Annotated in this window: 21 protein-coding genes; 8 read left to right on the forward strand and 13 right to left on the reverse strand. The window is 64.9% G+C overall.

The features are described from left to right. Window positions 1-34: 34 nt before the first annotated feature. On the forward strand, window positions 35-1,852 hold the full coding sequence (gene typA, locus CJ010_RS13060; RefSeq protein WP_141018438.1) for a translational GTPase TypA: 1,818 nt from the start codon (window positions 35-37) through the stop codon (window positions 1,850-1,852). A gap of 421 nt (window positions 1,853-2,273) precedes the next feature. On the opposite strand, the gene CJ010_RS13065 is transcribed toward typA, so the two are convergent. Further along, window positions 2,274-3,143, reverse strand: coding sequence for an AraC family transcriptional regulator (locus tag CJ010_RS13065; RefSeq protein WP_240794357.1), 870 nt, complete (start codon window positions 3,141-3,143; stop codon window positions 2,274-2,276). 153 nt (window positions 3,144-3,296) lie between these two features. On the opposite strand from CJ010_RS13065, the gene CJ010_RS13070 reads away from it, so the two are divergent. Continuing rightward, a complete protein-coding gene (locus CJ010_RS13070; protein ID WP_141018440.1) occupies window positions 3,297-4,061 on the forward strand; it encodes an SDR family oxidoreductase in 765 nt (254 codons plus the stop codon). A 446-nt stretch (window positions 4,062-4,507) separates the two neighbouring features. On the opposite strand, the gene galU is transcribed toward CJ010_RS13070, so the two are convergent. From galU to smc, 4 genes are read right to left on the reverse strand one after another with little or no spacing between them, the layout of a single operon-like run. After that, window positions 4,508-5,416: a UTP--glucose-1-phosphate uridylyltransferase GalU gene (gene galU / locus CJ010_RS13080; protein ID WP_141018441.1), complete on the reverse strand. Its 909-nt coding sequence runs from the start codon at window positions 5,414-5,416 to the stop codon at window positions 4,508-4,510. Window positions 5,417-5,449: 33 nt separating this feature from the next. Further along, a complete protein-coding gene (gene ligA, locus CJ010_RS13085) occupies window positions 5,450-7,495 on the reverse strand; it encodes an NAD-dependent DNA ligase LigA (RefSeq protein WP_141018442.1) in 2,046 nt (681 codons plus the stop codon). Between the two features lie 4 nt (window positions 7,496-7,499). Next, window positions 7,500-8,621, reverse strand: coding sequence for a cell division protein ZipA C-terminal FtsZ-binding domain-containing protein (locus tag CJ010_RS13090; RefSeq protein WP_141018443.1), 1,122 nt, complete (start codon window positions 8,619-8,621; stop codon window positions 7,500-7,502). Between the two features lie 15 nt (window positions 8,622-8,636). After that, window positions 8,637-12,176, reverse strand: a complete 3,540-nt coding sequence (smc, locus tag CJ010_RS13095) for a chromosome segregation protein SMC (RefSeq protein ID WP_141018444.1) — start codon at window positions 12,174-12,176, stop codon at window positions 8,637-8,639. Window positions 12,177-12,381: 205 nt separating this feature from the next. On the opposite strand from smc, the gene dapC reads away from it, so the two are divergent. The 6 genes from dapC (at window position 12,382) to CJ010_RS13125 (ending at window position 18,402) form a co-directional block, all read left to right on the forward strand. Next, window positions 12,382-13,599 (forward strand): succinyldiaminopimelate transaminase, encoded by a 1,218-nt coding sequence (gene dapC, locus CJ010_RS13100; RefSeq protein WP_141018445.1) that lies wholly within the window; start codon window positions 12,382-12,384, stop codon window positions 13,597-13,599. An 11-nt stretch (window positions 13,600-13,610) separates the two neighbouring features. Next, window positions 13,611-14,432, forward strand: a complete 822-nt coding sequence (gene dapD, locus CJ010_RS13105; protein WP_141018446.1) for a 2,3,4,5-tetrahydropyridine-2,6-dicarboxylate N-succinyltransferase — start codon at window positions 13,611-13,613, stop codon at window positions 14,430-14,432. Between the two features lie 93 nt (window positions 14,433-14,525). Then, a complete protein-coding gene (locus tag CJ010_RS13110) occupies window positions 14,526-15,707 on the forward strand; it encodes a PilT/PilU family type 4a pilus ATPase (RefSeq protein ID WP_141018447.1) in 1,182 nt (393 codons plus the stop codon). A 46-nt stretch (window positions 15,708-15,753) separates the two neighbouring features. Further along, window positions 15,754-16,899 (forward strand): succinyl-diaminopimelate desuccinylase, encoded by a 1,146-nt coding sequence (gene dapE, locus CJ010_RS13115; RefSeq protein WP_141018448.1) that lies wholly within the window; start codon window positions 15,754-15,756, stop codon window positions 16,897-16,899. 10 nt (window positions 16,900-16,909) lie between these two features. Then, window positions 16,910-17,866: a 50S ribosomal protein L3 N(5)-glutamine methyltransferase gene (gene prmB, locus CJ010_RS13120; RefSeq protein ID WP_141018449.1), complete on the forward strand. Its 957-nt coding sequence runs from the start codon at window positions 16,910-16,912 to the stop codon at window positions 17,864-17,866. A 77-nt stretch (window positions 17,867-17,943) separates the two neighbouring features. Beyond that, window positions 17,944-18,402, forward strand: a complete 459-nt coding sequence (locus CJ010_RS13125) for a response regulator (RefSeq protein ID WP_141018450.1) — start codon at window positions 17,944-17,946, stop codon at window positions 18,400-18,402. An 18-nt stretch (window positions 18,403-18,420) separates the two neighbouring features. Here the strand turns inward: CJ010_RS13125 and iscX are convergent, their stop codons facing one another. Genes iscX through CJ010_RS13165 form a run of 8 tightly spaced genes read right to left on the reverse strand, consistent with a single transcriptional unit; the run spans window position 18,421 to window position 24,531 of the window. Next, window positions 18,421-18,615, reverse strand: a complete 195-nt coding sequence (iscX, locus tag CJ010_RS13130) for a Fe-S cluster assembly protein IscX (protein WP_141018451.1) — start codon at window positions 18,613-18,615, stop codon at window positions 18,421-18,423. After that, window positions 18,615-18,956, reverse strand: coding sequence for an ISC system 2Fe-2S type ferredoxin (gene fdx / locus CJ010_RS13135; RefSeq protein ID WP_141018452.1), 342 nt, complete (start codon window positions 18,954-18,956; stop codon window positions 18,615-18,617). Before fdx ends, iscX begins: the two co-directional genes overlap by 1 nt. Continuing rightward, window positions 18,953-20,821 (reverse strand): Fe-S protein assembly chaperone HscA, encoded by a 1,869-nt coding sequence (gene hscA / locus CJ010_RS13140; RefSeq protein WP_141018453.1) that lies wholly within the window; start codon window positions 20,819-20,821, stop codon window positions 18,953-18,955. Before hscA ends, fdx begins: the two co-directional genes overlap by 4 nt. Window positions 20,822-20,835: 14 nt before the next feature. Next, window positions 20,836-21,369 carry a Fe-S protein assembly co-chaperone HscB gene (gene hscB, locus CJ010_RS13145; protein ID WP_141018454.1) on the reverse strand — a complete coding sequence of 178 codons (534 nt, stop codon included), beginning with the start codon at window positions 21,367-21,369 and terminating at the stop codon, window positions 20,836-20,838. A 13-nt stretch (window positions 21,370-21,382) separates the two neighbouring features. After that, window positions 21,383-21,706, reverse strand: coding sequence for an iron-sulfur cluster assembly protein IscA (iscA, locus tag CJ010_RS13150; protein WP_141018455.1), 324 nt, complete (start codon window positions 21,704-21,706; stop codon window positions 21,383-21,385). A 16-nt stretch (window positions 21,707-21,722) separates the two neighbouring features. Then, window positions 21,723-22,106 carry a Fe-S cluster assembly scaffold IscU gene (gene iscU / locus CJ010_RS13155; RefSeq protein WP_141018456.1) on the reverse strand — a complete coding sequence of 128 codons (384 nt, stop codon included), beginning with the start codon at window positions 22,104-22,106 and terminating at the stop codon, window positions 21,723-21,725. 31 nt (window positions 22,107-22,137) lie between these two features. Beyond that, complete coding sequence (locus tag CJ010_RS13160; RefSeq protein WP_205754982.1) at window positions 22,138-23,346, reverse strand: IscS subfamily cysteine desulfurase; 1,209 nt, start codon at window positions 23,344-23,346, stop codon at window positions 22,138-22,140. Between the two features lie 36 nt (window positions 23,347-23,382). Further along, window positions 23,383-24,531, reverse strand: a complete 1,149-nt coding sequence (locus CJ010_RS13165; protein ID WP_141018458.1) for a cysteine desulfurase family protein — start codon at window positions 24,529-24,531, stop codon at window positions 23,383-23,385. Window positions 24,532-24,535 lie beyond the last annotated feature (4 nt).

Genomic DNA, 24,535 nt, shown 5'->3' on the forward strand with positions numbered 1-24,535 from the left:
AGAATCCGCGCCTTTTCAAAGACTTCCCGCCTCCATGTCCCGCGCCATTCGCAACATCGCCATCATCGCCCACGTCGACCACGGCAAGACCACCCTGGTGGATCAGCTTCTGCGCCAGTCCGGCACCTTCCGTGAGAACCAGCAGGTTGCCGAGCGGGTCATGGACTCCAACGACATCGAGAAGGAACGCGGCATCACCATCCTCTCGAAGAACTGTGCCATCCAGTACGGCGACACCCACATCAACATCGTCGACACCCCGGGGCACGCCGACTTCGGCGGCGAAGTCGAGCGCGTGCTGTCCATGGTCGACAGCGTGCTGCTGCTGGTCGACGCGGTCGAAGGCCCGATGCCGCAGACCCGCTTCGTCACCCGCAAGGCGCTGGCGCTCGGCCTCAAGCCCATCGTCGTGATCAACAAGATCGACCGTCCGGGCGCGCGTCCGGACTGGGTGATCAACCATACCTTCGACCTCTTCGACAAGCTCGGCGCGACCGAAGAGCAGCTCGACTTCCCGGTGATCTACGCTTCCGGCCTGAACGGCTTCGCGGTCGAGAACATCGACGACGAGCGCAAAGACATGCGTCCGCTGTTCGAGGCGATCCTCAAGCACGTGCCGGCGCCGGAAGTCGATGCCGAAGGCCCGCTGCAGCTGCAGGTCTGCTCGCTCGACTACTCCACCTACATGGGCCAGCTCGGCATCGGCCGCATCAAGCGCGGCCGCATCAAGCCCAACCAGGAACTGGTCGTCATGTACGGCGACGAGAACCGCGGCAAGGGCAAGGTCAGCCAGATCCTCACCTTCAAGGGCCTGGAGCGCTCGCCCGCCGAATTCGCAGAAGCCGGCGACATCGTGCTGGTGGCGGGCATCTCGCAGGTCAACATCGGCGTGACGCTGTGCGACCCGGACTGTCTGGAAGGCATGACCCCGATCGCGGTGGACGAGCCGACGCTGACCATGAACTTCATGGTGAACAGCTCGCCGCTGGCCGGCCGTGAAGGCAAGTTCGTCACCAGCCGCCAGATCCGCGAGCGCCTGGAAAAGGAACTGCTGAAAAACGTGGCGCTGCGCGTCAACTACACCGGCGACTCCGACGTGTTCGAAGTCTCCGGCCGCGGCGAACTGCACCTCACCATCCTGCTGGAAAACATGCGCCGCGAAGGCTACGAGCTGGCGGTGGGCCGTCCGCGTGTGGTGTACAAGGAAATCGACGGCGTGAAGTGCGAGCCGTACGAAATGCTGACGGTGGACGTGGAAGAAGACCACCAGGGCGGCGTGATGGAAGAACTCGGCCGCCGCCGCGGTGAACTGCAGGACATGCAGCCGGACGGCAAGGGCCGCGTGCGTCTCGAATACCGCATCCCCGCGCGTGGCCTGATCGGCTTCCAGGGTGAATTCCTTACCATGACGCGCGGCACCGGCCTCGCCTCGCACGTGTTCGACGACTACAGCCCGATGGCCGGTGCCATGGCCGAGCGCCGCAACGGCGTGCTGATCTCGCAGAACGACGGCGAAGCCGTGGCCTACGCCCTGTGGAACCTGCAGGACCGCGGCCGCATGTTCGTGAGCCCGGGCGAAGCGCTGTACGAAGGCATGATCATCGGCATCCACACCCGCGACAACGACCTCGTCGTGAACCCGATCAAGGGCAAGCAGCTCACCAACGTGCGCGCCTCGGGCACCGACGAAGCCGTACGCCTGATCCCGCCCATCGCGCTGACGCTGGAATCCGCGATCGAGTTCATCGCCGACGACGAGCTGGTCGAGATCACGCCGAAGAACATCCGCCTACGCAAGCGTCACCTGAAGGAAACCGACCGCAAGCGCGCGGCCAAGGCCGACGCCGCGTAAGCCGTCGCCGCTGCAATCGAACGCCCCGACTGTTGATTCAGGCGGGGCGTTTTTTCTTGGGGGGCTTGCGACGAGCCTTTCAGTTTCCGCGAGCCAGCCCCTCCCCCTTCAGGGGGTGAGGATGGGGTTTCGGCGAGCAGTGCTCGCGGCCGGCCGAACGACAGTGCCTCCTGGCACTGGCTACCGGGCCGGGATGAGGATGGGGTCACGCCGAGTCCGCTGTCAAGTCATTCGTTGAGTCAAGACAAGCCAAAGAATCTCTTGCAGGACAACGACTTGGGGCGAATCCGGTTCATTTTCTCCGATCGTGCTGCCGTGGGCTGAGAGCCACCTAGGAGCACTTGGATGGCAAGCCTGAGCCAACCGCAGCAGACCATCGACGGTACTCCGGAATTCGCGCAGTTCCACGGCTGAGCCGGTGTCATGATGGCTCGGGGGCGATTTTGCCCGAGCACGCATACCGGCTCGGCGACTGTCCGACATGCCTGCTGAAGGCCACGCTGAAGGTGCTGGCCGACCCGTATCCCACGCGCTCGGCCACCTTGGCCACGGGCAGGCCCTCATGGCGCAGGAACTGCTTGGCGATCTCCATACGCCAGCCCAGCAAATACGCCATGGGCGCTACACCGACCGTGCGCGTGAAACGGTCATAGAACGCCGAGCGCGACAGCGCTGCGACTTGCGCCAGATCGTTGACCGTCCAGTCCCGATCCACATGGGCATGCATCTGCTTGAGCGCCAATGCCAGCCGCTCGTCGCCCAGGCCACGCAGCAGTCCCGGTGGCGCATTGCCGGATGCGGTCGAGCGCATCGCTTCGATGAGCAGCATGCCGGCCAGCCGCGAGAGCATGTATTCGCTGCCCGGCTTCTGGCTCTCGTACTCGTCGCCCACCATCTGCACCAACTGCGCCAGCCGTGCAGAACCTTGCACGTGCACCACGCGCGGCAGCAGGGACACGAGCAGGCCCGGGTCGGCGCGATCGAACATGAACGCGCCACCCAGCGACCGCATGTCGGGCGCACCGTTGGGCTCTCCGTGGCGCCGTTCACCCTGGCCGCCTGGAACCACCTTGGGGTCGATGAAGACTGGTAGTGCAGGCCCGAAACTGGAGAGCGTGAATGCCGGCGTCGTGGGCAGCAGCACGAAGTCGCCTTCGCTCAGGGTGATCGGCTCGTGCCCATCGACGGTAAGTAAACAACTGCCCTCCAGCATGATGCAAAAGCCGGGATGACCGTACTCCGAGTAGCGCACGGCCCAGTCGCCCTTGCCGCTGATGATGTTGGCCAGCACTGCGCGCGGCTGCAGAAGCTGGACCACCTCGGTAAGTGGATCAGTCATTGGAATGGACGAATACTAAAAACTTCAGGACATATCGGCGTAGATCATCCTGTCAGGGTGCCATATCGTTCACTCCAGCTCAACCAACCCCTCAAGAGTGAACCCATGAAGACTGTCCTCATCACCGGCTGCTCGTCCGGCTACGGCCTGGAAACCGCACGCTACTTTCATGCGCAAGGCTGGAACGTCATCGCCACCATGCGCCAGCCGCGCGAGGGGCTGCTGCCCGTCTCCTACAGGATGCGGCTGCTGGCACTGGACGTCACCCGGCCCGAAAGCATCACCGCAACCGTCCAGGCCGCAGGCCCCATCGACGTGCTGGTCAATAACGCGGGCATCGGGGTCGTCGGTGCCTTCGAAGCGACGCCGCTGGCCACGGCGCGTGAGGTGTTCGAGACCAACACCTTCGGCACCATGGCCATGATGCAGGCAGTGATCCCGCAGTTCCGCAAGCGCCGCGCGGGCGTGATCGTGAACGTGACCTCCAGCGTGGCGCTGGCCGCCATGCCGCTGGCGGGCGTCTACACGGCCAGCAAAACCGCCATCGAAGGCCTGACCGGCTCGGTGGCCTTTGAGCTGACGGCCTTCGGCATCCGCGTGAAGCTGGTGGAGCCCGGTTATGCCCCTACAACGCGCTTCACCGAGAACGGCGGTGCGCGCATGCAGGGTTTGATCCCCGAGGCCTATGTGCCCTTCGCGCAACCCATCTTCGAAGCGTTTGCCAAACCAGCGGCCACAACGAAAGAAACCGACGTGGCCGAAGTGGTGTGGCAGGCCGCGAACGACACCACGCAGCGCCTGCGCTTTGCGGCCGGAGCGGATGCCGTAGCACTGGCGCAGGCCCATCGGAGCGAGGGGGTGCCATCATGAAGCAGTAACGCACCAAGTCCCTGTAGCTGGGCACTATCGCTGTAGCGCTGCTGTCGGCGCTCAGCATCGTCGGCTGTGCCAGCCTGCGCGATGCCAACACCGCCGAGCTAGCTCCCCGTTCTCTGGCAGACGTGACACACGCTTCGGTGACAGCAGCCAAGGTAGGCCGTTCGCCCTCGGTCGCCTTGGTGCTGGGTGGCGGCGGGCTGCGCGGGTTCGCCCACCTGGGCGTGCTGCATGCGCTGGAGGAAGCCGGATCACGTTTCAGAAAGCACCGGCATCTGATGAACGCGCCTAAGCGATTGATAAACCGGATGTATCTGGCTTCTGCGTAGTGCAGCGAATTCCGGTACTGGAGTCAGTGTGAAATGAAAAAGCGCCGCAGATCGCGGCGCTTTTCGTTTGAGCCATGCGGGGCCGGCGTTGCCCTCCCTCGCACGAACAGCTTACTTTTCCTTCTTCTTCGCCGTCTCGGCCGCCGGGAAGCGGTCGTTGAGGTAGGCCGCGAATTCCGCGCCCACTTCGTGGTGGCGCAGACCGAACTCCACCGCCGCCTTCAGGTAGCCGAGCTTGGAGCCGCAGTCGTAGCGTACGCCGTCGTACTGGTAGGACAACACCGCCTCTTCCTTCAACAGCGAGGCGATCGCGTCGGTGAGCTGCAACTCGCCGCCTGCGCCCGGCTTCAGCGCGCGCAGGTGCTCGAAGATGCGCGGCGTCAGGATGTAGCGGCCGACCACGGCCTGGGTGGTCGGCGCCTCCTCGGGCTTCGGCTTTTCGACGATGCCGGTCATGCGCTGGATGTTGCCGCTCTGGCTCTCGGTGCTGACGATGCCGTACTGGCGGGTTTCCTCGCGCGGCACGTTCATGGTGCCGAGCACCGAGCAGCGGTGATAGTTGTACACATCGCACATCTGCGCCATCACCGACTTGCCGCCGTGGTTGTCGAGCAGATCGTCGGCGAGAATCACGGCGAAGGGCTCGTCGTCACCAACCACGGCCGAGGCGCACAGCACGGCATGGCCGAGGCCGAGCGCCTGCGACTGACGGATGTAGATGCAGTTCATGCCCTTCGGCACGGTCTTGGCGACGACTTCGAGCAGTTCCTTCTTGCCGCGGGCTTCGAGTTCCGTTTCCAGCTCGTAGGCCTTGTCGAAGTGGTCTTCGATCGCGCGCTTGGTGCGGCCGGTGATGAAGATCATGTCGGTGATGCCGGCGGCAACCGCCTCTTCGACCGCGTACTGGATCAGCGGCTTGTCCACGACCGGCAGCATTTCCTTCGGGCTGGCCTTGGTGGCCGGCAGGAAGCGCGTGCCCATGCCTGCGACCGGGAAAACAGCCTTGGTGACCTTTTTCATTTCCTGGGACTCCGTCCTTGTTGTTGGGGCGACTCAGTCGCCCGATTCCAGCAAACGGCGCAGACCGTCCTCGTCGAGGATGTCTACGCCGAGATCCTGCGCCTTGATGAGCTTGGAGCCGGCCTCGGCGCCTGCCACCACGTAATCCGTCTTCTTCGATACCGAACCGCTGACCTTGCCGCCATGCGCCTCGATCAATGCCTTGGCCTCGTCGCGCGACATCGTCGGCAGCGTACCGGTCAGCACGAAGGTCTTGCCGCTAGCCTTGCCCGAGACCGGCGCGGCAGGAGCACCCTCTTCCCAGCGCAGGCCAGCCGCGCGCAACTGCTCGACCACCTCGACGTTGTGCGGCTCGGCGAAGAAGTCGGCGATGCTCTCGGCCACGATGGGGCCAATATCCGGCACCTGCTGCAGCGCTGCCACGTCCGCAGTCAGCAAGGCATCCAGGCTGCCGAAATGGCGCGCGAGCTCCTTGGCCGTCGCCTCGCCGACATTGCGTATGCCAAGTGCAAAGATGAAGCGTGCCAGCGTGGTATTACGGCTTTTCTCGATCGCCGCCAGCAGGTTCTGCGCCGACTTTTCGCCCATGCGCTCAAGGTTGGCCAGTGCGAGGATGCCGAGCTTGTAGAGGTCGGCCGGCGTCTTGACGATACTGGCATCGACCAGCTGATCCACCAGCTTGTCACCCAGACCTTCGATATCCATCGCGCGGCGGCAGGCAAAGTGCAGCAATGCCTGTTTGCGCTGGGCCGGGCAGAACAAGCCGCCGGTGCAGCGCGCCACCGCCTCGTCCTCGCCGCGCACGACGTGCGAGCCGCAGACCGGGCAGGTCGGATAGCTGGCCAGCAGGTCGAAGCGCAGCAGCTCGCCTTCACGGCGCTCCAGCACCGGCCCGACCACCTCGGGTATCACGTCCCCTGCCCTGCGCACGATCACCCAGTCGCCGACACGTACGTCCTTGCGGTCGATCTCGTCCTGGTTGTGCAGGGTGGCGTTGGTGACGGTGACGCCGCCCACGAATACCGGCTCCAGCCGCGCCACCGGCGTCAGCGCGCCAGTGCGCCCGACCTGCACGCCGATGTCGAGCAGGCGGGTGATCTCTTCCTGCGCCGGGTACTTGTGGGCGACCGCCCAGCGCGGTTCGCGGGTGACGAAACCAAGTTCGCGCTGCAGGTCGGCCCGGTTGACCTTGTAGACCACCCCATCGATATCGTAGGGCAGAGCATTGCGCAGCGCAGCGATGCGGGCGTGGAACGCTATGAGCCCGTCCACGCCGCTCGATACGCTGCGGTGCTCGCACACCGGAACGCCGAAGTCGGCAAAGCGTTCAAGCAGATCGGCCTGAGTGGCCGGCAGCACGAAGCCGGCGTGTTCGCCCAGCCCATATGCGAAGAAGGACAGCGGCCGGCGCGCTGCAATCCTGGAATCGAGCTGGCGCACCGCACCTGCCGCGGCGTTGCGCGGATTGACGAAGACCTTTTCTCCCGCTTCGCGCTGACGCGCATTGAGCGCATCGAAGTCGTCGCGCCGCATGTAGATCTCGCCGCGGATTTCGATCAGCGCCGGTGCCATACCCGCCAGCCGCAGCGGAATCTGGCGGATGGTGCGCACGTTGTGGGTGACATCTTCGCCGGTTTCGCCGTCGCCGCGAGTCGCGGCGCGCACCAGCAAGCCGTGCTCGTAGCGCAGGCTGATCGCGAGGCCGTCGAACTTGAGTTCTCCGAGGTACTCCACCGGCGGATCTGCCGGTCCGAGGCCGAGCGCGTTACGCACCCGGGTGTCGAAGTTGTGCACGCCCTGCTCGGTTGTATCGGTCTCGGTACGGATGGAGAGCATCGGCACCGCGTGGCGCACCGCCGCCAATCCCGGTAGCGGCGCACCACCGACACGCTGGGTGGGGGAGTCGGCGGTGCGGAGTTCCGGATGCGCGGCTTCGAGCGCTTCGAGCTCGCGGTAAAGACGGTCGTACTCCGCATCCGGCACCGTCGGCGCGTCGAGTACGTAATAGGCATGGTTGTGGCGCTCGATCTCGGCGCGCAGAAACGCCGCCCGGTCGGCGGCGGCGGAAAGCAATGGCATCGGTTCAGATTGCGAAGAGGCGACGGGCGAGCGGACCGCCGGCAGGGATGTCGTGACTTGCCATGCGCTCCTGGAACTGGGCGATCTGGCTGCGGATCATGGTGGCGGCGTCTGCGCCGAAGGGCGCGCGATTGTCGTCGACCACGACGCCCTGCAAGGCGTCGGCGAGGTGATTGGCAAGCTGCATCATGCGTTCGAAGCAGGCCGCACCGTTGGCGACCCGCGGCACGTCGATCACGAGCGTGATTCCATGCGTCTGCAGGCTGCGCAAACCGTCGAGAGCAAACAGGGCCGGCTCCAGATTGGCCAGCGTAAACAGCGTGTTGCCGGCCTCGTCGTACATGTGAAAGCTGCCGTCGTCCGCCAGCTGCATGCCTTCGGCTTCAGCCAGGCCGCGCAGCTTGGTGCCGGCGAAGGGTTGTGTGGCAGCGACGACGTTGATGCCGATCTGCACGTCCACATCGGCGCAGAAGCGGTCAAGTTCGGTAGCGCCGCCGAGCGCCTGGACGCGCGCAGGCAGGCCGGCAGGCACGGCGAAGAACTGTTCGGCGACACGCTGGATGCCACCCGAGAAGCGAGCGAAATCGGCCTCGCCGATCGGACCGCCGCGGTCGACCAGTTGCATTGCGGCACAGAACCAGTGATAGGCGCCGGCGTTGTGGGCGTCGAGTTCGCGCCACAGATTGCTTGCGTCGTCGAAGCCGTACCAGCGAACCGGCTTCGAGAGCCCGGCCAGCTGTTCCTGCTGGCTCGCCCACAACCTGGGAGTATCCAGTGGTTCGATCGCTTCGATCATGATGATGCAGTCGGCGCGTGCGTCGAGCTCCGTCGGTTTCTCCGGCACGCTGCGACGTACCGTGGATTCGCGTACCGGGCGCAGCGCACTGGGGGCGGCACCGATCGATGGTTCCCGCTCGCCGCCGGACTCGCCGTCGAAACTGGGCTCGACGCGCGCAGCGGCTGCCTGTTCGTCCTGCGGATCGAGCAGGACGTCGCGGTGATCCGACTTGAAAGCCTGTTCGGCACGGCGGCGGTGCTTGCGCTCCTGCCACTTGTTGTAGGCGACGATCAGCACCACCAGCGCGGCACCGGCTCCGATCAATGCGACTTGCAGTTCGCTATCCATATTCTTTTCCTCGAATCACACTGCAGCCGATTCGGCCAGGCGCAGCGCTTCTTCCATATCGACTTCCACCACCCGCGAGACGCCCTGCTCCTGCATCGTCACGCCGACGAGCTGCTGGGCGATTTCCATCGTGATCTTGCTGTGGCTGATGAAGATGAATTGTGTCTGAGATGACATGCGTTTGACCATCTGGCCATACCGCTCGGTATTGGTATCGTCCAGCGGTGCATCTACCTCGTCAAGCATGCAGAATGGCGCCGGATTGAGCTGGAACATCGCGAACACCAGCGCGATCGCGGTCAGCGCCTTTTCGCCGCCTGACAGCAGCTGGATCGATGCGTTCTTCTTGCCCGGCGGCTGCGCGACGATCTGGATGCCGGCATCCAGGATCTCGTCACCCGTCAGCACCAGTTCGGCCCGGCCGCCGCCGAAGAGCAGCGGGAACAGGGTGGCGAACTGCCGATTGACCGTATTGTAGGTTTCCTGAAGCTGCTCGCGGGTTTCGCGGTCGATACGGCGGATCGCGTCCTCCAGCGTGGTGATGGCCTGGAGCAGATCCTCGGTCTGTGCATCGAGATAGGCCTTGCGCTCGCTGGCGCTGCGCAGTTCGTCAAGCGCCGCCAGGTTGACCGCGCCCAGCTCGGCGATTTCACGCGCGAGTCGCGAGACTTCGCGCTGCAGGCTGCTTTCCTTGAGGTCAGGGGTGAGCAGCGGCGTCAATGTGGCTTCGTCGGCCTGGGCCTCGGCAAGACGCTCTTCGTGCTGCGAGGCCGCGAGTTCGGCTGCCTGCACCGCCAGCCGCAGTTCGGCGACCCGATTGCGGATGGGGGCGGCCTCCTGCTCGGTGCGCAGGCGCAGTTCTTCGGTCTGGCGCAAGCTCGCCGCCGCCTGTTCGAGGGCATCCCGACGCGCGGCAAGTGCCGTCTCGCGGCTGTTGCGCAAGCCGAGCGCAGTCTGCAGGGCCTCGTGGCTGCGGGCGTCGTCGGTGGCCTCGAGTTCCTGCCGGCGGGTGGCCTGCTCGGCAACGATGCGCTCGATCTGCTCGGCCGCAAGCTGCAGGTTGCGTGCAATGTCGTCGAGCTTGCCGGCGCACTCGCGCTCGGAAAATCTCACTTCCTGCAGCTCGCGTGCCGCCGCCTGCTCCAGCGTGCGCAGTTCGCGCAGGCTTTGCTCATGTTCGCGCAGCACTTCGGTGGCAGCGTCGAGGCGGCTGCGCTGCAGTTCGGCGAGTTCGGCCGAACGCGCGTATTCGAGATCGGCACGCGCCAGATGTTCGCGTTCGGTGGCCTCGAGATGCACCAGGTCGCCGAGGTCGCGTGCGAGCTGCGCGTGGCGTTCGTCGGCCCGGCTGCGTGCCTGCTGCAGCTTGAGCAATTCGACCTGTTCGGCATGCAGCTGCCCCTGCGCGGCCTGGATGTCGCGCCGAACGAGGTTGGCACGTTCCTGGATTTCCGCGGCGCTGGCCTCGGCGGCAAGCAGGGTATCGTGGGCGAGCCTGGCTTCGTCCTCGAGTACCTCTTGCTGCTCGGCCAGGGTATCGATTTCGCGCTGACGTTCCATCACGCCGTGCGTACGACTGTCTGGCACGAAGTGGGTCAGCGCATGACGGGTCAGACTTTGGCCAAGCGGGCTGACAAGCACTACGCCCGGCGGAAGTTCTGCGCGTCGCGGCAGCCAGTCGGTCAGTCGGTCTACGGCGAAATGGCCGTGCAACCAGTCGCGCACCAGCGGCAGCAAGGTGCTGTCGGTCAGCGTGACGCGATCGATCAGCGGCGTGGCTCCGGTCAGCGCAGGAGCGTCGCCGACGACGCCTGCAGCGCCGGCATCCAGTGCAAGCGCAAGCGATTCGGGCGGGGCTTCGTCGAGCAAGGCATAGGCCCGGTTTTCGGCATCTTCGCCGTCCACCGTCAGTGCAGCCAGGCGTTCGCGAAGCACGGCCTCGACGGCGGCCTCCCAGCCTTCGGCAACGCGCAGCGCACGCCACAGCGGTGATAGCTCGGCCAGACCGTGGCGCCGCAGCCAGTCGCCCAGCTTGCCCTGCGACTGTACCTTGGCCTGCAACTGCACCAGCGCGTCGCGACGGGCACGCAGTTCGGTCAGACGTCGTTGCACCGCCCGCTCGTGATCGAGGGCATCCTTGAGCGCGGCCTGCGCGTCCGGCAGCCGCGACTGCAGCGCGGCGAGTTCCTGCTGATGTCCGTCGAGCGCTTCCTGCAGGGTGTCAACACGCGCTTCGCGCTCGGCGATCGCGCGCTCATCCGGCCCCTGGATACCGCCGCGTTCGCCCTCGATGCGGGCACGTCGTTGTTGCAGTGCGTCGAGCGCACGTTGCGCGCTGGCACGGTTGGCTTCCTCGACGCGCAGCTGCTGCTCGGTCTGAGCGAGTTCGCGCCGCGCGGTGCTGACCGTAGTGTCGGCAGAGTGGCGCGCCGCATCGGCATCCGGCAGACGATCGGAAATCTCGGCATGACGTGCTTCGGCGTGCTCGGCGCGCATTGCCGCGTTGTCCGCCAGTGCAAGCCAGCGCTCACGCTCGCTGGCGAGGGCCTCGCTGCGTCCGGTCCAGTGAAGATGATCCGTGTCGAGCTGAGCGATGCGGGCTTCGAGACGCTTGCGCGCGTCGCCGAGATGCTGGAGTTCGGTCTCGAGGCGGCTGACCTCGGCGGTGACCGCGAACAGGTCGCTCTGTGCGATGTGCACCGTTTCGGATGCCGCAAAGTGCGCCTCGCGTGCGGCCTCGACCGCGGCTTCCAGCTCCTGCAGGCGCGCGCTGTCGGATTCGATGCGTGCGGTATTGCGGTGGAGTTCGTCGGCGACGCGGTCGCGCTCGGCGCGCGCCTCGTTGCGCTTGAACAGCCAGAGGAGCTGCTGCTTCTCGACGTGGGCGGCGTTGAGGCGGTGATAGCGCGCAGCGACTTCGGCCTGCGCCTCGAGGTGGCCGATGCGTTCGCCCAGCTCCATGCGGATGTCGTCGAGCCGGGCGAGGTTGTCGCGCGCATCCGACAGCCGCCCCTCGGTTTCCTTGCGGCGCTCGCGGTACTTGGTGACGCCGGCCGCCTCTTCGAGAAAGCCGCGGATGTCTTCCGGCCGGGCCTCGATGATGCGCGAAATCATGCCCTGCTCGATAATCGCGTAGGCACGCGGCCCCAGCCCGGTGCCGAGGAAGAGGTCGATCACATCCTTGCGGCGGACGTGTACGTTGTTGATGAAGTAGCTGGACTCGCCGCTGCGGTCGAGCACGCGTTTGACCGAGATCTCCGCGTAACGCGACCACTGCCCCGCTGCGCGCCCCTCGTTGTTGTCGAACACCAGCTCGACGCTGGCGCGCGACACCGGCTTGCGCGTGGTGGAGCCGTTGAAGATGACGTCCTGCATCGATTCGCCGCGCAGGGCCGAGGCGCGCGTTTCGCCAAGCACCCAGCGCACCGCGTCGATGATGTTCGACTTGCCGCAGCCATTGGGACCGACCACGCCGACGAGGTTGCCCGGCATCTGCACCGTGGTGGGATCGACGAAGGTCTTGAAGCCGGCGAGTTTTAGCTTGGCGAGGCGCACGTCGGAGGGTCGGGGCGGGCGATGGGGACGAACGGCGGGTGAAACGGTTGCGAATGGCTCGGGCCAGATGTCGATACCAAGCGGGCGTGCTGCCTGGCTTCTTGCATGCCAGCATCGGCCACGCCCGAAAGGCGCGCCATGATAACATCTTCGCCCTTTCCGACCTCCCTGCCCCGGCACTGTCGCGGGCGGAAATTGTTCCAAAGTGAATCCTGATCTCGACCGTCTGCAGACCTATCCCTTCGAGAAGCTGCGCGATCTGTTCCGCGGCGTAATGCCCCCCGCCGGGCTGCCGGCCATACGCCTTTCGATCGGCGAACCGCAGCATCCGACGCCGGCTTTCATCAAGGATGCGCTGGTCGCCAATCTGGACGGCCTGTCCGTCTATCCCAACACGCCGGGCAGCGACGCCCTGCGCGGAGCCATCGCCGGCTGGCTGCAGCGACGCTACGGCCTGCCCGCCATCGATGTCGCGCATCAGGTGATTCCGGTCAACGGCACACGCGAAGCGCTGTTCGCCTTCGCCCAGTGCGTGGTCGATCGCAGCCGCAAGAGCGCCAAGGTGCTGTGCCCCAATCCCTTCTACCAGATCTACGAGGGTGCGGCGCTGCTGGCTGGCGCCGATCCGGCATTCCTGAACAACCTTCCCGAAAACCGCTTCGGCTCCGACTTCGATTCGGTGCCCGAATCGGTCTGGCGCGACACCCAGCTGGTGTACGTGTGCTCGCCCGGCAATCCCACCGGCCGCGTGCTGGGTTTCGACGAATGGAAGCGGCTGTTCGAACTGTCCGACCGCTACGGCTTCGTGATCGCCGCCGACGAGTGCTACTCCGAGATCTACTTCGACGATGCCGAAAGGCCTATCGGCGGCCTGGAAGCGGCCCATAAGCTGGGGCGCAGCGACTTCCGCAACATCGTGATGTTCTCCAGCCTGTCCAAGCGCTCCAACGTACCCGGACTGCGATCCGGCTTCGTTGCCGGCGACGCGGCGATCCTGAAAAAATTCCTGCTCTATCGCACCTACCAGGGTTGCCAGATGAATCCGGCTGTGCAGGCAGCGTCGGTGGTGGCGTGGAACGACGAGGAGCACGTCGCCGAGAACCGCCGCTTGTACCGCGAGAAATTCGCCCTGGTCACACCCATGCTGGCCCCGTGGCTGGCGGTGACGCTGCCGGATGCCGGCTTCTACCTGTGGGCGCGGATACCGGAATCGATCTGCGCAGGCTCCGACACCGAGTTCGCCCGCGCCCTGCTCGCCGAATATAATGTGACGGTCCTTCCCGGCAGCTTCCTTGCCCGCGAAGCGGACGGCATCAACCCCGGCGCGGGCTTCGTGCGCATCGCACTGGTGGCCGACACTGCCGAGTGCGTCGAAGCCGCCGAGCGCATCATCGCTTTCTGCCAACGCCACCAACAACGCTGAGAGATTCCCCCATGCAAGACCTGCAAAAGATCATCGACGACGCTTTCGAAAACCGCGCCAGCCTGTCGCCTTCCGCCGCCCCCGCCATCGTGCGCGACGCCGTGGCCGAAGTCATCGCCGGGCTGGATTCCGGCAGCCTGCGCGTCGCCGAGAAGAAGGACGGCCAATGGGTGGTCAACCAGTGGATCAAGAAGGCGGTCCTGATCTCCTTCCGCCTGCGCGACAACGAGGTGATGCCGGGCGGCTCGCTCAATTTCTTCGACAAGGTTCCGACCAAGTTCGGCGACTACACCCCGGAGCAGTTCCAGCAAGGCGGCTTCCGCGTCGTGCCGCCGGCGGTGGCGCGCAAGGGCAGCTACATCGCGAAGAACGTGGTGCTGATGCCGTCGTACGTGAATATCGGCGCCTATGTCGATGAAGGCACCATGGTCGATACCTGGGCCACCGTCGGCTCCTGCGCCCAGATCGGCAAGAACGTGCACCTGTCGGGCGGCGTTGGCATCGGCGGCGTGCTCGAGCCGGTGCAGGCCGGCCCCGTCATCATCGAGGACAATGTCTTCGTCGGTGCGCGCTCTGAAGTGGTCGAGGGTGTGATCATCGAGGAAAACGCGGTGCTGTCGATGGGTGTGTACATCGGCCAGAGCACCAAGATCTACGACCGCGAGACCGGCTCCGTCACCTACGGCCGCGTGCCTGCCGGCGCCGTCGTGGTGCCGGGCAGCCTGCCGTCGGCCGATGGCAAGTACAGCCTGTACTGCGCTGTGATCGTGAAGAAGGTCGACGCCCAGACCCGCGCCAAGACCGCCATCAACGAACTGCTGCGCGGCGCCTGATTCGCGCAATCGCGGGGGCCCTACACCCCCGCGCTGCTTCCCCTTGGCTACCCGCCGCTGCGCCGTTCCCACCCTGACCGGAGTCCGATACCGATGATTTTCGACAAGCTGTTCCAGCTCATGGCCGAAAAACAGGCCTCGGACATGTTCATTTCCGCCGGCGCCGCGATCCACATCAAGATCCAGGGGCATTCGATGCCGATCAACCAGCAGGTCATGGATCCCTCCATGATCCAGCGGATGATCTACGAGATGCTGACCCCGGAGCAGATCGAAAGGGTTGAAAAGGAAAGGGAGCTCAACCTGTCCTTCGGGCGGCGCGAGCTGGGCAACTTCCGGGTCAATGTATTCTGGCAGCGTAATTCGCTGGCCATCGTGGTGCGCTTCATCCAGAGCGACATCCCCACCATCGATACCCTGGGCCTGCCCGGCGTGCTGTCCGAAGTGGTGATGGAAAAGCGCGGCCTCGTGCTGGTGGTCGGCGCCACCGGTTCGGGAAAGTCGACCACGCTGGCGTCGATGATCGACCACCGCATCCGCAACAAGTCGGGCCACGTGCTGACGGTCGAGGATCCGATCGAGTACCTCTTCCAGCATCGTAAATCGGTGGTCAACCAGCGCGAGGTCGGCATCGACACGCTCAGCTGGCATGAAGCGCTGCGCAACGCGATGCGGCAGGCGCCCGACTGCATCCTGATCGGCGAGATCCGCGACCGTGAAACCATGCAGGCGGCGCTGTCGTATTCGCAGACCGGCCACCTTTGCCTGGCCACCCTGCATGCCAACAACGCCTATCACGCGCTCAACCGCATCATCAACTTCTTCCCGCTCGAGAACCGCTCGCTGCTGTATCTCGATCTCGCCGTCGCCCTGCGTTGCATCATCTCGCAGCGCCTGGTGCGCAAACCCAACGGCAAGCGCATTCCGACGGTGGAAATCCTGATGAATACCCGCCACGTGGCGGAGTTGGTCGAACGCGGCGAACTGAACGAGATCAAGGAAGCAATGGAGCAGAGCCTCGCGCCGGGCTCCCAGACCTTCGAACAGGATCTGTTCCGGCTATACCACGAAAAGGCGATCACGCTCGACGAAGCGCTCGCCAATTCGGACTCGCCGACCAACCTGTCGTGGCTGATCAACAACGCCCAGTTCGGCGACGCGCCCACGCAGCCGATGGCTCAAAGCAGCCAGCCCGTCATCGATTTCGAGCGCACGCAACCGGACGGCGCCTCTTTCCGCGAATTCTCGCTACACGTCGACGAACCCACTGAATAGGCCCGGATGCGTTTGCGCTCCGGCGCCTGGCCATCTCAAGAAGACCATGTCCCTCCCCGACAACCCGACGCTCGCGCTCGCCTGCGAGCTGATTGCCCGTTCCTCCGTCACACCTGAAGACGCCGGTTGCCTCGACCTGATCGCCGCCCGCCTCGCGCCCCTCGGTTTCTCCTGCGAGCGCATCGACGTCGGCGGCGTCTCCAATTTGTGGGCACGCCGGGGCACGGCCCGGCCCTTGATCTGCTTCGCCGGCCACACCGACGTGGTGCCGACGGGGCCGCTCGACGCTTGGCAGACACCGCCGTTCGAACCGGTGATCCGCGATGGCGTGCTCTACGGCCGTGGCGCTGCCGACATGAAATCGTCACTGGCAGCTTTCGTCACCTCCATCGAGCGCTTCGTCGCCGAACATCCGAACCATGACGGCAGCATCGCCCTGCTGCTGACCTCCGATGAGGAAGGCGTCGCCACCTGCGGCACCGTCAAGGTGGTGGACGCGCTGGCTGCACGCGGCGAAAAGCTGGACTACTGCGTCGTCGGCGAACCGACCTCGGTGAAGACGCTGGGCGACATGATCAAGAACGGCCGCCGTGGCTCGCTGTCCGGCACCCTACGTGTCAAGGGCCTGCAGGGACACGTCGCCTACCCTCAGCTGGCGCGCAATCCGATCCACGAAGTGGCGCCGGCGCTGGCCGAGCTCACCGCCATCCGCTGGGATGAAGGCAACGAGTTCTTCCCGCCGACGACGTGGCAGGTGTCGAACATCCATGCGGGCACCGGCGCCAACAACGTGATTCCCGGTGTCTGCGAGCTGCTGTTCAATTTCCGCTTCGGCTCGGTGAGCAGCGCGGAGAGCCTGAAGGCGCGCACCCACGAGCTCCTCGACCGCCACCAGCTCGACTACGAGCTCGACTGGCATCTCTCCGGCAAGCCCTTCATCACCGGCCGCGGCAAGCTCGTTGCCGCATTGTCCGGCGCTATCCGCGACACCCTGGGGGTCGAAACCGAATTGTCGACCACGGGCGGCACTTCCGATGGTCGTTTCATCGCCGAGATCTGTGCTGAAGTGGTCGAATTCGGCCCGGTCAACGCGTCTATCCACAAGGTGAACGAGCACATCGCCGTCGACGCGGTAGCGCCGCTGTCCGAAGTCTACGAGCGCACCTTGCGCACCCTGCTGCTTCCTGCCTGAGGCTACCTCAATGACCGATCACGATCACGACCACGACCACCACGAGGACGAGATGCATGAGCACGAGCACGGCCCCCTCGCCGAACTCGTCACCGTGCGCGACTGGCTGCGTTACGCAGTCACCCGCTTCAATCGCGAAGGCATCTTCTGCGGTCACGGGGTGCTCGACACCTATGACGAAGCGGTCTGGCTGATCCTGTCGACCCTCGCCCTCCCGCTGGACCGGCTGGAGCCCTTCCTCGACGCCTGCATCCCGTCGGACGAACGGCAGCAGATCTTCGACAACATCGAGCGCCGCACCGTCGAACGCATTCCCACCGCCTACCTCACCCAGGAGGCCTGGCTGGGCGATTTCCGCTTCCATGTCGATGAGCGGGTGATCGTTCCTCGCTCCTTTTTCGCCGAGTTGCTGGAGAACGGCCTGGCACCCTGGGTGGACGACGCCGAGAACGTGAATACGGCGCTTGATCTGTGCACCGGCTCCGGCTGTCTCGCCATCCTCATGGCGCATGCCTTTCCGAATGCCCGGATCGTGGGCGCGGACCTGTCCGACGACGCCCTCGACGTCGCCGCGCAGAACGTTGCCGACTACGGATTGGATCAGCGTGTCGAGCTGGTGAAAAGCGATGTTTTCAGCGGCCTGACAGGAAGGCGCTTCGACCTCATCCTGAGCAATCCGCCCTACGTTACCGCGGAAGCGATGGACGCCCTGCCGCCGGAATATCTCCATGAACCTCGCATGGCGCTTGCGGCCGGCGATGACGGCCTGGACGTGGTACGCAGGCTGATCGGCAAGGCGCGCGAACATCTCACGGCCGGTGGCTTTCTTGCCGTGGAAGTGGGGCATAATCGGCACATCGTCGAAGCCGCCTTCCCGGAACTGCCATTCACCTGGCTGTCTGCGCGCGGCGACGACGACATGATATTTCTGCTGCAACGCGACGAGCTGCCCGGTCGGGCCGACTGACACGGGTGTCCGGCGCGTCCGGCGACGGCAAATAAACTGCCGCGCCGGACACCTGTCGCCCGAGGGAGAGAAGAGGCATGCCGAACGAACGTCCCATCCTGCTCGTCGAGGACAATCCAGACGACGAAGCCCTGACCTTGCGGGCCTTCAGCAAGAACAAGATCACCAACCCCATCGTCGTGGCGCGCGACGGCGTCGAGGCGATCGATTACCTGTTCTGTACCGGCCCCCAGGAAAAGCGCGACCCATCGGTCATGCCGGCAGTGATCCTGCTGGACCTCAAGCTCCCGCGCATCGACGGGCTGGAGGTCTTGCGGCGCATTCGTGCCGATGAACATACCGCCCTGTTGCCGGTGGTCGTCCTGACCACCTCCCGTGAACTCCAGGACATACAGCAAGCCTACCGGCTTGGCGCGAACAGTTACATCCGCAAGCCGGTCGACTTCGAGCGCTTCCTGCACACGGTCGGCCAACTCGGGCTTTACTGGCTTTCGCTCAACGAAACCGTCGATTCCGCTGCGAACGGCGCCTACTGACGCCGTCCGCCGGGCAGCTCAGGACTGCTCGTCTATCCAGGCCTGCTGGATGGCTTCGAGTACGCGCTCGCCACAGTGATTGGGATCGTCGTCGAATTCGGGCAGCGCCATCACCCAGTTCGCCAGATCGACGAAATTGATCTTGAGCGGATCGACGTCGGGGTGGGTGTCGCTCAACTGGATCGCGATTTCCTGCACTTCGGTCCATTTCATCAGTGCTTGCCCTCCCTCGCCATATTGATGGTGTAGCGCGGAATCTCGACCACCAGCGGCGTCTCGGCGACGATGGCCTGACAGGACAGGCGGGACTGCGGCTCCAGGCCCCAGGCCTTGTCCAGCAGGTCCTCTTCCTCTTCCTCGGCCTCGTTCAGCGAGTCGAAACCCTCCCGCACGATCACGTGGCAGGTGGTGCAGGCGCAGGAGCGCTCACAGGCGTGCTCGATCTCGATGTCGTTGGCCAGCAGCGTGTCGCAGATCGTCGCACCCGGGGCGGCCTCGATGACGGCGCCGTCGGGGCAAAGCTCGACGTGCGGAAGAACAATGATCTGGGTCATACCTCGAACTCATCCACCTTGTGGCCGGCCAGCGCCGAACGGATGCTGTTGTCCATGCGGCGGGCGGCAAATTCGTCGGTTGCGCGGGTCAGGGCATCGATACCGGCCTTGATGGCGCGATGGTCGGTTCCCGCCCGCAGGTCGCGCAGTGCAGCGATGGCCGCGTCGATTGCCGCGCGTTCGGCGGCGTTGAGCAAACCACCGTCGGCGGCCAGCGCCTGCTCGGTGGCTTCGATCACGCGGTCGGCTTCGACCTGCTGTTCGCGCAACGCACGTGCAGCCATGTCGTCGCCGGCTCGCTCGATGCCGTCGCGCAGCATCCCGGTGATCTCCTCGTCGCTGAGGCCGTAGGATGGCTTCACCAGCACGCTGGCCTCGACACCGGAAGACATTTCGCGCGCCGACACCGACAGCAGACCGTCGGCATCGACCTGGAAGGCGACGCGAATCCGCGCGGCGCCTGCCACCATCGGCGGAATACCGCGCAATTCGAAGCGCGCGAGCGAACGGCAGTCGGCGACCAGCTCGCGCTCACCCTGCACCACGTGGAAGGCCATCGCGGTCTGGCCATCCTTGTACGTGGTGAATTCCTGCGCGCGGGCGATCGGCAGCGTCGAGTTCCGCGGAACGACCTTTTCGACCAGTCCGCCCATGGTCTCGAGTCCGAGCGAGAGCGGAATGACATCGAGGAGCAGCCAGTCATCCTCGTCCTTGCGGTTGCCCGCGAGCACGTTGGCTTGCATCGCCGCACCGAGCGCGACCACCTTGTCCGGGTCGAGATTGGTGAGCGGTTCCTGACCGAAATACTCGGCCACCGCACGCTGGATGTGCGGCATGCGGGTCGCGCCGCCGACCATGACCACGCCCTTGATGTCCTCGGGGGTGAGGCCCGCGTCGCGCAGTGCCTTGCGTACCGGGCCGAGCGTTTTCCTTACCAGGTGCTCGGTCATCTGCGCGAACTCATCCCGGTTCACGACCAGATTGACTTCCTCGCCAGAAGCCAGGCGGCACTGGATAGGCGCCGCCTCGCAGGCGGTCAGCAATTCCTTGGCTTCCCGCGCCTTCATCTGCAGGCGACGGGCATCTTCGGACGATGGCGGTTCGATGGCGGCCTTGTCCAGCGCCCAGCAGAACAGGCGGTGGTCGAAGTCGTCGCCGCCGAGCGCCGCGTCGCCATTGGTCGACAGCACCTCGAACACGCCACGCGAGAGCTTGAGAATGGAAAGGTCGAAGGTGCCACCGCCGAGGTCGTAAACCGCATAGACGCCTTCGGCTGCGTTGTCCAGGCCGTAGGCCACCGCAGCTGCGGTGGGCTCGTTCAGTAGGCGCAGCACTTCGAGGCCGGCAAGGCGCGCAGCATCCTTGGTTGCCTGGCGCTGGGCGTCGTCGAAGTAGGCCGGAACCGTGATTACCGCGCCGGTGAGCGGGCCGCCGAGGCTTGCCTCGGCACGCTGTCGCAGCACCCGGAGGATCTCGGAGGACACCTCGACCGGGCTCTTCACGCCCTGCACGGTACGCAGCCGCACCATACCGGGTTCGTCTTCGAAGTCGTAAGGCATGGACTCGACGTATGCGACGTCCTTGAGCCCCCGCCCCATGAAACGTTTGACCGAGACGATGGTGTTGCGCGGGTCGGTCGCCTGCGCGGGAACCGCCGCCTGACCGACTTCGATGTGTCCGTCGGCACAGTAGCGTACGACCGACGGCAGCATCGCGCGGCCGGTTTCGTCGGCGAGGCATACGGCAATGCCGTTACGCACCGTCGCGACGAGCGAATTGGTAGTACCGAGGTCGATACCGACCGCAAGCCGGTGCTTGTGCGGTTCGGCGGACATGCCCGGTTCGGAGATCTGGAGCAGAGCCATGCTTTGAGCGCCTGTCAGTCTTCGAGCGCCTCTAGGGCGTCGTCGATCTCGTGTTGGAGTTTTTCGATGAACATCAGCCGGCGCACCGTATCCGCCGCCGCAACGTAGTCGCCGTCATCGTCGAGGGCCCGCTCCAGCCCGCCGAGCACCTCGCGCGCATGCTGGCGCAGGCGCTGGTGCAATTGTTCGAGATCCTCGATCTCGGCGGCGTCACGCGCCTCTTCCACCGCCTCGCGCCACTCCATCTGTTCCATCAGGAACTCGGGCGACATCGCGGTATTAGTTTCGATTCCGGCATCCACGCCAGCGAGTTCAAGCAGGTATTGCGCACGCGTCAAAGGCTTTCGCAGCACGCGGAAGCCTTCGTTCACACGCGTTGCCCACTGCATCGAACGCCGCTTCTCGGCATCCGGCAGATGTGCATGGCGGTCAGGGTGCACCTGCGATTGCAGTTCGTGCCAGGCCGCTTCGAGCGCGGCCTCGTCCAGCCGGTAACGTCGGGGCAGCCCGAACAGGCCAAAGAAATCCTGCTGGAGGTCGATGCTCATGTACGCGCCGCGGTCAGACGTTGAAGCTTTCGCCGCAGCCGCAGGCGTCCTTGACGTTCGGGTTGTTGAACTTGAAACCCTCGTTCAGGCCTTCGCGCACGAAATCGAGTTCGGTTCCGTCGATATAAGGCAGGCTCTTCGGATCGACGATAACCTGCACGCCGTGGCTCTCGAAGACGAGGTCCTCGTCGTGCTTCTCATCGACGAACTCGAGCTTGTAGGCCATGCCCGAACAGCCAGAGGTGCGCACGCCAAGGCGGATACCCAGACCCTTGCCGCGCTTGCTGATGAAGTTGGCGACGTGCTTGGCAGCACTTTCGGAGAGGCTCACTCCCATCTCGGTTCTCCCGTAATCAGGCTTCGTGCTTCTTCTTGTAATCGGCGACTGCAGCCTTGATCGCATCCTCGGCGAGGATGGAACAATGGATCTTCACCGGCGGCAGCGCCAGTTCTTCGGCGATCTGCGTGTTCTTGATCTCCAGCGCCTGGTCCAGCGTCTTGCCCTTCACCCACTCGGTGACGAGCGAGGACGAGGCGATCGCGGAACCGCAACCGTAGGTCTTGAACTTGGCATCCTCGATGACGCCATCCTTGCCAACCTTGATCTGCAGCTTCATCACGTCGCCACAGGCCGGGGCGCCGACCATGCCGGTTGCCACGCCTTCGTCGTCCTTGGCGAACGAACCGACGTTGCGCGGGTTTTCGTAGTGATCCAGAAGCTTGTCGCTATATGCCATTTTCTCTCTCCTGCTGGATGTGCCCGGCCGCTCAGTGAGCAGCCCACTGCACGGTATTCAGATCCACGCCTTCCTGCACCATTTCCCACAGCGGCGAAAGCTCGCGTAGCTTGCCGATTTTCTTGTGCAGCAGGTCGATGGTGTAGTCGATCTCTTCTTCGGTGGTGAAACGGCCGATCGTGAACCGGATCGAGCTATGTGCCAGTTCGTCGTTGCGGCCAAGTGCGCGCAGCACATACGAAGGCTCCAGACTGGCCGAGGTACAGGCCGAACCGCTCGACACCGCGATGTCCTTGATCGCCATGATCAGCGACTCGCCCTCGACATAGGCGAAGGAAATATTGAGGTTGTGCGGCACGCGATGTTCGAGGTCGCCATTGACGTAGGTGGCCTCGATGTCGGTCAGCCCGGCGAGCAGCTTGTCGCGCAGGCGGCGGATACGGGCGTTTTCCTCGACCATCTCTTCGCGGGCGATGCGGAAGGCTTCGCCCATGCCGACGATCTGGTGGGTGGCGAGCGTGCCGGAGCGCAGACCGCGCTCGTGGCCGCCGCCGTGCATCTGCGCTTCGAGACGCACGCGCGGCTTGCGACGCACGTAGAGCGCGCCGATGCCCTTGGGACCGTAGGTCTTGTGCGCAGAGAAGCTCATCAGGTCGACCTTGAGCCTGGCGAGGTCGATGTCGACCTTGCCGGTAGCCTGTGCCGCATCGACGTGGAACACGATGCCCTTGTCGCGGCAGATCTCGCCGATCTCGGCAATCGGCTGAACCACGCCAATCTCGTTGTTTACGAACATGATGGAAACCAGGATCGTGTCCGGACGGAGCGCGGCCTTGAACACCTCCAGATCGACCAGGCCATCTTCCCGAACATCGAGGTAGGTGGCCTCGAAGCCTTCGCGCTCGAGTTCGCGCACAGTGTCCAGCACCGCCTTGTGCTCGGTCTTGAGCGTGATGATGTGTTTGCCCTTGCCCTGGTAGAAGTGCGCAGCGCCCTTGATCGCCAGGTTGTTGGATTCGGTCGCGCCGGAAGTCCAGATGATCTCCTTCGCGTCGGCATTGACCAGCTTCGCAACCTCTTCGCGCGCTTCCTCGACCGCCTGCTCCGCCGCCCAGCCGAAAGCATGCGAACGGCTGGCCGGGTTGCCGAATTGCTCGGTAAGCCAGGGAATCATCTTCGCCGCCACCCGCGGGTCGACCGGCGTGGTGGCCGAATAGTCGAGGTAGATCGGGAACTTCAACATTGCGTCACTCCGTAAGCAGATCGTTTCGTACAGTCAGACCGTCATTGCGGTCAATTGTCTCAATTCGTTGGCGATGCGGCCCAGCGTGGCGATGAAGCCGGCAACGTCCTCGTCGGTTGTGTCGCGTCCCAGGCTGACCCGGACCGCGCCGCGCGCGATGTCCGCCTCCACGCCCATCGCCAATAGCGTGTGGGACGGTTCCGGGTTCGCGCTCGAGCATGCCGAGCCGCTGGCAACCGCAAATCCCGCACGGTCGAGCTTGCCGACCAGGGTTTCACCATCGAGCCCCTCCAGCGCGAAAAACACGGTATTCGGCAATCGCGTCGCGCCTGCCGAAAATATCCGGGCGCCCAAAGCGGCCACGCCAGCCTCGACGCGTTCACGCAAGCGCAGAAGACGCTGCGCTTCGTCGGCCTGTCGGGCGTGGGCGCGTTCGCAGGCCACGCCAAAGCCGACGATGGCAGCCACGTTCTCGGTGCCGGAGCGCAGGCCGCGCTCCTGCCCGCCGCCGGCGATCAGCGGTGCGAGTTCGACACGCTTGTCCAGCACCAAAGCGCCAGCTCCCAGCGGCCCGCCAACCTTGTGTGCCGACACGGTCAGCGCATGCACACCCAGCCGGCGAAAATCCAGCGACAACTTGCCCAGGGCCTGCACCGCGTCCGTATGAAACCAGGCGCCTGCCGGCCTCGCGGCTGCCGCCAGCGTGGCGACGTCCTGGACGACACCGGTCTCGTTGTTGGCCAGCATCACAGAGATCAACGCCGGTCGCGCTTCCAGGGTCGCCTGCCAACTGGCCGGATCGATCACGCCATCGCCGTTCACCGCGATTTCGCGCATCGCCCATCCGCTGCGGCGCAACTGGCGCGCCGGTTCGCGCACGCAGGGATGCTCAATGGCGCTGACTGCGATCAGGCCCGTCTTCATGACGGCCGCAGCGCCCTTGATGAACAGGTTGTTGGCTTCGGATCCGCCACTGGTGAATACCACCTCGGTCGGATGCGCGCCGAGGGCGGCGGCCACCCTGGCGCGGGCCTCGTCGATCGCCGCCCTCGCCTGCCGGCCGTACTCGTGTCGGCTCGACGCATTGCCGAAGCCTGCACCCAACCAGGGGAGCATGGCTTCTCGCACCGCCGGATCAAGCGGCGTGGTCGCGTTCCAGTCGAGATAGGCCGGCTTGAACATCCTT

The organism is Azoarcus sp. DD4 (assembly GCF_006496635.1).
Lineage (GTDB): Bacteria > Pseudomonadota > Gammaproteobacteria > Burkholderiales > Rhodocyclaceae > Azoarcus.

What these genes read in the sequence shown, in the direction of transcription:
- iscX (WP_141018451.1), bottom strand. Translation starts at nt 18,615, where the DNA reads ATGAAATGGACCGAAGTGCAGGAAATCGCGATCCAGTTGAGCGACACC.
- dapE (WP_141018448.1), top strand. Translation starts at nt 15,754, where the DNA reads ATGTCCCTCCCCGACAACCCGACGCTCGCGCTCGCCTGCGAGCTGATT.
- CJ010_RS13110 (WP_141018447.1), top strand. Translation starts at nt 14,526, where the DNA reads ATGATTTTCGACAAGCTGTTCCAGCTCATGGCCGAAAAACAGGCCTCG.
- iscA (WP_141018455.1), bottom strand. Translation starts at nt 21,706, where the DNA reads ATGGGAGTGAGCCTCTCCGAAAGTGCTGCCAAGCACGTCGCCAACTTC.
- galU (WP_141018441.1), bottom strand. Translation starts at nt 5,416, where the DNA reads ATGAAAAAGGTCACCAAGGCTGTTTTCCCGGTCGCAGGCATGGGCACG.
- CJ010_RS13165 (WP_141018458.1), bottom strand. Translation starts at nt 24,531, where the DNA reads ATGTTCAAGCCGGCCTATCTCGACTGGAACGCGACCACGCCGCTTGAT.
- CJ010_RS13070 (WP_141018440.1), top strand. Translation starts at nt 3,297, where the DNA reads ATGAAGACTGTCCTCATCACCGGCTGCTCGTCCGGCTACGGCCTGGAA.
- CJ010_RS13090 (WP_141018443.1), bottom strand. Translation starts at nt 8,621, where the DNA reads ATGGATAGCGAACTGCAAGTCGCATTGATCGGAGCCGGTGCCGCGCTG.
- dapD (WP_141018446.1), top strand. Translation starts at nt 13,611, where the DNA reads ATGCAAGACCTGCAAAAGATCATCGACGACGCTTTCGAAAACCGCGCC.
- hscA (WP_141018453.1), bottom strand. Translation starts at nt 20,821, where the DNA reads ATGGCTCTGCTCCAGATCTCCGAACCGGGCATGTCCGCCGAACCGCAC.
- prmB (WP_141018449.1), top strand. Translation starts at nt 16,910, where the DNA reads ATGACCGATCACGATCACGACCACGACCACCACGAGGACGAGATGCAT.
- hscB (WP_141018454.1), bottom strand. Translation starts at nt 21,369, where the DNA reads ATGAGCATCGACCTCCAGCAGGATTTCTTTGGCCTGTTCGGGCTGCCC.
- typA (WP_141018438.1), top strand. Translation starts at nt 35, where the DNA reads ATGTCCCGCGCCATTCGCAACATCGCCATCATCGCCCACGTCGACCAC.
- iscU (WP_141018456.1), bottom strand. Translation starts at nt 22,106, where the DNA reads ATGGCATATAGCGACAAGCTTCTGGATCACTACGAAAACCCGCGCAAC.
- ligA (WP_141018442.1), bottom strand. Translation starts at nt 7,495, where the DNA reads ATGCCATTGCTTTCCGCCGCCGCCGACCGGGCGGCGTTTCTGCGCGCC.
- fdx (WP_141018452.1), bottom strand. Translation starts at nt 18,956, where the DNA reads ATGACCCAGATCATTGTTCTTCCGCACGTCGAGCTTTGCCCCGACGGC.
- CJ010_RS13125 (WP_141018450.1), top strand. Translation starts at nt 17,944, where the DNA reads ATGCCGAACGAACGTCCCATCCTGCTCGTCGAGGACAATCCAGACGAC.